Source organism: Microvirga sp. P5_D2 (assembly GCF_054049475.1).
Genome location: NZ_JBFUMH010000218.1, coordinates 1 through 6933 on the forward strand (window position 1 = coordinate 1; position 6933 = coordinate 6933).

Annotated in this window: 7 protein-coding genes; 4 read left to right on the forward strand and 3 right to left on the reverse strand. The window is 67.4% G+C overall.

Annotation, left to right across the window (positions count from 1 at the left end; genetic code table 11):
• Positions 1–163 precede the first annotated feature (163 nt).
• Positions 164–850 carry a CBS domain-containing protein gene (locus ACXJKO_RS28530; RefSeq protein WP_457094413.1) on the forward strand — a complete coding sequence of 229 codons (687 nt, stop codon included), beginning with the start codon at positions 164–166 and terminating at the stop codon, positions 848–850.
• A 221-nt stretch (positions 851–1071) separates the two neighbouring features.
• Positions 1072–1917 carry an HD domain-containing protein gene (locus ACXJKO_RS28535; protein WP_457094414.1) on the forward strand — a complete coding sequence of 282 codons (846 nt, stop codon included), beginning with the start codon at positions 1072–1074 and terminating at the stop codon, positions 1915–1917.
• 150 nt (positions 1918–2067) lie between these two features.
• Here the strand turns inward: ACXJKO_RS28535 and ACXJKO_RS28540 are convergent, their stop codons facing one another.
• The 3 genes from ACXJKO_RS28540 to ACXJKO_RS28550 all read right to left on the reverse strand — a co-directional run bounded on the left by ACXJKO_RS28540 (position 2068) and on the right by ACXJKO_RS28550 (position 3563).
• Complete coding sequence (locus ACXJKO_RS28540) at positions 2068–2466, reverse strand: hypothetical protein (protein WP_457094415.1); 399 nt, start codon at positions 2464–2466, stop codon at positions 2068–2070.
• Positions 2467–2492: 26 nt separating this feature from the next.
• Positions 2493–2792: a DUF6455 family protein gene (locus ACXJKO_RS28545; RefSeq protein WP_457094416.1), complete on the reverse strand. Its 300-nt coding sequence runs from the start codon at positions 2790–2792 to the stop codon at positions 2493–2495.
• Between the two features lie 444 nt (positions 2793–3236).
• Positions 3237–3563 (reverse strand): ATPase inhibitor subunit zeta, encoded by a 327-nt coding sequence (locus ACXJKO_RS28550; protein WP_457094417.1) that lies wholly within the window; start codon positions 3561–3563, stop codon positions 3237–3239.
• A 453-nt stretch (positions 3564–4016) separates the two neighbouring features.
• Between ACXJKO_RS28550 and ACXJKO_RS28555 the strand changes: the two genes are divergently transcribed.
• Both ACXJKO_RS28555 and ACXJKO_RS28560 read left to right on the forward strand, forming a co-directional pair.
• Complete coding sequence (locus tag ACXJKO_RS28555) at positions 4017–4595, forward strand: DUF3141 domain-containing protein (RefSeq protein ID WP_457094418.1); 579 nt, start codon at positions 4017–4019, stop codon at positions 4593–4595.
• A gap of 63 nt (positions 4596–4658) precedes the next feature.
• Positions 4659–6933, forward strand: a 2275-nt coding sequence (locus ACXJKO_RS28560; RefSeq protein WP_457094419.1) for a heavy metal translocating P-type ATPase, incomplete at its 3' end; no start/stop codon positions are given.

A 6933-nucleotide genomic window follows, 5' to 3' on the forward strand; every position in this document is an offset into this window, starting at 1 on the left:
ATCCTGATCACCACGCCGGGTTCCCCGCGCCTGCGCGAGCGTGCCCTGCGGGCGGGCTTCCGGCTGGTGCTCGAGAAGCCCTTGGAAGACGGCGCCCTGCTTGAGGGCATCACCAGCGTCATAGGCCGCTGACCCATGTTCACCAACCTATAGGAGCTGCATCATGCTGACCGCCAATGACGTCATGACGACGGAGGTCGTCACCGTTTCGCCCGAGACCCTGGTGCCGGATGTCGCCCGTCTCCTCCACGAGCGCGGCATCAGCGGTGTGCCCGTGGTGGACTCCGATGGCAAGGTGATCGGTATCGTGAGCGAGGGCGACTTGATCGGCCATGCCGGCACCATCGGCGAGCAGCGCCGCTCCTGGTGGCTGCGGCTGCTCACGGGCGAGGATGCCCTGGCGCGCGACTACGCCAAAACCCATGCCCGCACCACGAAGGACGTCATGACCACCCGGGTAATCACCGTCCCGGATACCGCATCCCTCGCAGACATCGCCGGCCGGATGGAGAAGCACGGGATCAAGCGCGTACCCGTGGTATGCGATGGGCGGCTCATTGGCATCGTCTCGCGTGGCAACCTGCTCCAGGCCTTGGCCGCCACGGACATATCGAAGGACGTGAGCGCCGACGACCGCACAATCCGGGAACGGCTCATCGCCGACCTGAGGGCGCAGCCGTGGGCTTCCATGCTGACCAAGAACATCGTGGTGGAGAACGGTGCCGTCCATCTGTTCGGCTTCGTCCGCAGCGAGGACGAACGGAGTGCCCTGCGGGTCGCGGCCGAGAACGTTCCCGGCGTGACCAAGGTGGAGGATCACCTCATGCGTCGCGAGCCGGCTGGCATCTAAGCACCCCTCCGGCAGTCGCGCGGGTTCGCAGCCGGAACGGCATGGATGCGCTGGGAAAGGAAGCATCTTCCGAAACCCGTCACCAGGGGTGCGGGTTGACCTCGGTGGATCATCGCAAGTGACGATGTAACTCGATTATAGGTTTGGGCGCGCGGTCGTGGCCTCGCGCGGGTTCGGTACGATCGTCTGATAGGGACGGAGTGCAGCAAGGGGAGGCCGGCATGATGACGATGCCCGCGATCGTGGCGGACGAGCTCGGCAAGCATCTCGCCGAGGACTTCCGACGGCTGTTCGGCTCCGCGCACCGGGACGAGGCCGAGCGGCTTGACGGCATCGCCCGGGTTGCCCTCGAATGCCTCGGCAAGAGCGATGCCCTCTACCACAACGTCGAGCACACTTTCCTGGTTACCCAGGTCGGGCGGGACATCCTGCGCGGCCGCATGCTGACCGAGCGCCTTGAGCCGGAGGACTACTCGCACCTGATCGTCGCCTGCCTGCTACACGACATCGGCTACGTCAGGGGCATCCTGAAGGGCGATGGCCGGGATCGGTTCGTGATTGATGCGGAAGGCCGGACCGTGACCCTGGAGCGCGGCGCGTCGGATGCGGCGCTCACCGCCCACCATGTCGACCGTTCCAAGCTCTTCGTCAGGGAGCGGTTGGGAGCCTCGCCGACGCTGGATGCCGAACGGATCGTCCGCGCCATCGAGTTCACCCGCTTCCCGGCGAGCCCACGGTCCTGCGACGCGCCGGACGATCGGGAGGGACGGCTCGTCCAGGCCGCCGACCTGATCGGCCAGCTCGGCGATCCCCTGTACCTCAAGAAGGCGAATGCCCTCTTCTACGAGTTCGAGGAGACCGGACTCAACCGCCAGCTCGGCTACGCCTCCCCGGCCGACCTAGTCGAGCGGTTTCCCGACTTCTACTGGACCGGCGTTTCACCACATCTCGAGGAGGCCGTCGGCTACCTGAACGTGACGGCGGCGGGCCGGCAGTGGATCGCGAACTTGCACGGTCACATGTTCTGCGCCGAGCACGCCTTCGCCCTCATGGGGCCGCAGCATTAGGGCCTCGGGGTGGCGCCGTTCCTGCCGCAGGCGCCTGCGGCAGGGACAAATTCGCGATCAGGCGCTGCCAGATGGCCCGTCAACCGATGATAGCGGCTCCAACGGCGCCCACGCCCGATCCGTGGAGGGCCGAGGGTGGTGGGCTGACGTTCAGGGGCGGACGCCCTCCAGGGCATCCCGCCAAGCGGCGACCATGATCGCCTGCGAGATCACGGCCCGCAGCATCATCGCGGTCATGGTGCGGGTCTCGTAGGCCCCACCCTGGAGAATGTGAAACCCGAGGGTTCCGAAGGCCGTGACGGTGGCCAGTGCGATCGCGCTGGCAGACCAAACCGCCCACGCCCGCCGCGCCAGCAGCCCAGCCCCAGTGACGATGCACGCGAAGCCGGCCGCGAGGTCGAACCATCCCCCGAGGGGCGCCGCGGCCCCTTCGCCTGTCGCCTGGGCGACGGACAGGGAAACCCCGCCGGCGAGGGCCGTCAGGAGTCCGGCAGCGATCGCCAGCCCGGCGGCGTGCATTCGCGATCCTCCGGCAGGATTACCGGCCATCATGGGCCTCCGGCTTGTCTGGCGGATCAAGCCGTGACCGATGTCCGCACGCGGCTCAGGAACGCGGCATTCGCGCAGAAGGACGGCGGATCGTCGGCACCCGCACCCTCGAGCCAGCGCCCGCAGTCGGTCGCGTTCGGGCAGGCCAAGCATCGCCGGCAGGCGGCCGCGAAGCCACCCTCGAACCTCTCTCGCGCCGTCGCGCCGGGTTCCGCACCGACCCTCTCCATCATCCGGCCGAAGAGGCCGGCCTGCCGCTCCACCCATCGGCTTCTCGGCCATGACCGCGCGCGCGGCATTGGCCTCTTAGGCGCTCCCGGTCCCATGGACAGATCCTCTCGATTGGAACACTGGCCGACAGGATGAACCGTCTGCCGGTGGCATTCCTTGTCCTGGGACAAGGAGCAGAACGACCCGCTGCCATGAGCTTGCTATTGAACGCCGCGGGGACGCGGTGCCCGGTTCTCCCGATATTCGGACGGATTCCGCGTTCCGGCTATCGAGCCCTCTTGCCGCGGCGCCGCATGGCCCTGATCCATGCCGTGCGCTTGGCATCGGTCATGCCGATCAGCGTGTGTCGGTTCGGGCCGATGCCGACCGGGAACAGGATGTTGCGCTTGAGGCTCCTGACGCAGTGAACGGCTGGACGGTTCCACGCCGACACAGCGCGAGTGAGGATGGTGCAGCGCGCATCGGTGTGCTCAGGCCCGGTTAGCCCGCAACGAGAGTGCGCCCTCTCGCTTCCGCAGGCGCCCATGCAACACCCGGTCTCATGGCGTCATGAGCTTGCGCGCGAGCGTCACTGCGGCGGCATCGGTGGAATTCCCCCGTGCGGTCGGCATGAGGTTCCCGGCCTTGAGCGTGAGTTCGGTCATGACATTCAGGATCCGCTCGTCCGATTCAGCAATGCCCGCAGCGTCGAAGTCCTTGCGGATCTTGCTGAACACAGCGCTGCGCGCGGGATCGAGCGCGCCCTTGGGGAGGGCATCCGAGTAGGCATCGACATCTCTGGTCGTCATGCCCAGTCTCTCGGCGGCCCACCGGCCGAGCAGCTTGTTGCGCAGGATCGTCTTCACCGCATCGTCGGAGCTGGTCATTCGGAATCCTCCGGTGGCCGGGCGTTGAAAGCCCCTTCCGATCAGCGAGCTCAGCGGCCCGAGTGGATTCGGCAGCAAAGGCCGTTGGGATGTCGGGACGGTCCGTGAAGACCCGACTCCCCGACCCTGCCTGCCGCAGGCGTTCCAATCCGAACGCTCGGGCGCACCCCCGGTCGGAGATTCTCCCATCATGCTCTCGCCCAGACTGCGCCCGCCGATGTTCATTGGCAAGGCGCGTGGGAGGCAGCCCGGTTCCCTGCCGCTCAATCCTGAGCGCGGGGTCCGCCTCAATGGCTGACGGGGCTGCCGTCCTTCCGGCGCAGATTGTCGATCAGAATTTGCACGCTGATCAGCAGCGCCCAGACGGGCAGGACCATGATGCTCCAGTTGAGGTAGAAATTGGATGCTGATCGAGGGTCAAACTTGGAAGCCGATTGACGTCTCGGCATCTTCGTGTCGACCAAGGCAGCCAACCTGGAGCACCGCGCAATCCTGGAGAACCTTCCCCGGATCGAGACGCTGGAACCCGGCCTGGACGAGACGAGGATCGCAGGGCCGGTGACCGACACAGGCTTGGCAGAGGTCACGTTTGAGGAGCGGCGGGTGGAGGATTTGCGGTTTGACTACCCGCAGGCGTCCTTCGAGCGTGTCTGGGCGATCTCGGAGGCGAACGAAAGGGCCTATCGGACCATCGTCAGTCCATGGGTGCAGGCCCTTGCGACGCCATGGTCCGCCGCAGCCCTCGAATGGATGCATCCGATGCGGGCGAGGCGTTACGTCTTCTCCACGTCGGCCAGTCCGTGGATGAAGGCCGTCGAGGTCCTCGCCCCGTTCGTCGGCGAGCGACACCGACCTCGCGGACGACAACCCGTTCAGGACCGCCGAGGCGGCGTGGTTCGCAGACGTCACGCGCCTGATCGAGGCCGGACTAAGGATTCGGAGTGCCTGAGAGGAGCGCACCTTGAAGTCCTCTACGGCGGAACTGGGGTTGCGCCCGCATCGACGGACACGCACCCGGATCGGGGCGCTTGACCTTGCCATCGTGGGAAGCCCCAGGCTTCCCGCAGTTCATCGAGGCACACGCTGAGAACTGCCATGTCAGACACCCCAGCCACCAAAGGCCACGCGGGCCATCACCATCACGACCATGAGCCCACGGCGGACGCCGGGAAGGTGAAGGATCCGGTCTGCGGGATGATGGTCGACCCGCACGCAACCCCGCACCGCGCGCAGTACGAGGGCAAGCCGTATTACTTTTGCTCGACCGGCTGCCAGTCGAAGTTCATGGCCGAACCCGCGAAGTACGTCGAGCCGGCAGCAGCCCGGAAGGTCGAGCCCGTGCCCGAGGGCACGATCTACACCTGCCCGATGCACCCTCAGATCCGGCAGGTGGGTCCCGGCTCCTGCCCAATCTGCGGCATGGCGCTCGAGCCCGTGCTGGCGACGGCCGAGACGGGTCCCAGCCACGAGCTCGTCGACATGACGCGCCGCTTCTGGATCGGACTTGCCCTGTCCGTCCCCGTGGTGGCGCTGGAGATGGGTGGCCATCTCACGGGCCTCGGTCATTACATCGGTCAGCAGACCTCGAACTGGATCCAGATGCTACTGGCGACCCCGGTCGTGCTCTGGGCGGGATGGCCCTTCTTCGTGCGCGGTTGGCAGTCCGTCGTCACCCGCAACCTGAACATGTTCACGCTCATCGCCATGGGCACTGGCGTGGCGTGGGTCTATAGCATGGTCGCGACGCTCGTCCCCGGCGTCTTCCCGGCCGCCTTCCGCGGCCATGACGGTGCCGTCGCCGTTTATTTCGAGGCGGCCTCCGTCATTACGGTCCTGGTCCTGCTCGGACAGGTTCTCGAATTGCGTGCCCGAGAGACCACGAGCGGCGCCATCCGGGCGCTCCTCGACCTCGCCCCCAAGACGGCGCGCAGGATCATGCCCGACGGCACGGAGCAGGAGGTCCAGCTCGACACAGTGCAGGCGGGCGACCGCCTGCGGGTGCGCCCGGGCGAGAAGGTCCCGGTCGACGGGGCCGTGCTCGAGGGGCGCAGCGCTGTGGACGAGTCGATGGTCACTGGCGAGTCGATGCCCGTGACCAAGGAAGTCGGCGCCAAGGTGATCGGCGGCACCATGAACCAGTCCGGCGGTCTCGTCATCGAGGCCGAGAGGGTCGGGCGCGACACCATGCTGTCCCAGATCGTGCAGCTCGTGGCCGAGGCGCAGCGCAGCCGTGCCCCGATTCAGCGCCTAGCCGACCAGGTCTCGGGCTACTTCGTGCCGGCCGTGATCGGGGTAGCGGTGCTGGCCTTCATCGCTTGGGCCATCTGGGGACCGGAGCCGCAGTTCTCCTATGGCCTCGTGGCCGCCGTGGCGGTACTGATCATCGCCTGCCCCTGCGCCCTCGGTCTCGCCACGCCGATGTCGATCATGGTTGGCGTCGGGCGCGGCGCCCAGGCCGGGGTGCTGATCAAGAACGCCGAGGCCCTCGAGCATATGGAGAAGGTCGACACCCTCGTGGTCGACAAGACCGGGACGCTCACCGAGGGCAAGCCCGCCGTCACCGCCATCGTGCCGGCTCCAGGCTTCACGGAGGCCGAGGTCCTGCGCCTGTCCGCCAGCGTGGAGCGGGCGAGCGAGCATCCGCTCGCGGTGGCCATCGTGGCGGCCGCGGAGAAGCAGAGCATCGCGACGGCGCCCGTCACCGACTTCGACTCACCCACGGGCAAGGGTGCGCTCGGCACCGTCGAAGGCTGTCGCATCGTCCTTGGCAACAAGGCCTTCCTGGCCGAGCACGGCGTCGATGTCGCTCCGCTGGCCGAGCAGGCCGACAGGCTGCGCGAGGACGGCGCGACGGCCATCTTCGCGGGCATCGACGGGAAGGTGGCAGGAGCCATCGCTATCGCTGACCCGGTGAAGGCATCGACTCCGGAGGCGCTCGCCGGACTCAAGGAAGAAGGCGTGCGGGTCGTGATGCTCACGGGCGACAACTGGACGACGGCCAAGGYCGTGGCCCGGCGTCTCGGGATCGAGGACGTGGAGGCCGAGGTCCTGCCGGACCAGAAGAGCGCTGTGGTGCAGCGGTACAAGGTGGCGGGGCGCGTCGTGGCAATGGCCGGCGATGGCGTGAACGATGCGCCGGCCCTCGCGGCGGCGGATGTCGGCATCGCGATGGGCACGGGCACCGACGTGGCGATGGAGAGCGCGGGCGTGACCCTGCTCAAGGGCGACCTGACCGGGATCGTGCGGGCGCGGCGGCTGTCGCGGGCGACCATGGGCAACATCCGCCAGAACCTGTTCTTCGCCTTCATCTACAACGCGCTCGGCGTACCCGTGGCGGCGGGCTTGCTCTATCCATTCTTCGGCATCCTGC

Coding starts and splice junctions, on each gene's coding strand:
- ACXJKO_RS28545 (WP_457094416.1), bottom strand. CDS start 2,792: ATGGGACCGGGAGCGCCTAAGAGGCCAATGCCGCGCGCGCGGTCATGG.
- ACXJKO_RS28540 (WP_457094415.1), bottom strand. CDS start 2,466: ATGGCCGGTAATCCTGCCGGAGGATCGCGAATGCACGCCGCCGGGCTG.
- ACXJKO_RS28535 (WP_457094414.1), top strand. CDS start 1,072: ATGATGACGATGCCCGCGATCGTGGCGGACGAGCTCGGCAAGCATCTC.
- ACXJKO_RS28550 (WP_457094417.1), bottom strand. CDS start 3,563: ATGACCAGCTCCGACGATGCGGTGAAGACGATCCTGCGCAACAAGCTG.
- ACXJKO_RS28530 (WP_457094413.1), top strand. CDS start 164: ATGCTGACCGCCAATGACGTCATGACGACGGAGGTCGTCACCGTTTCG.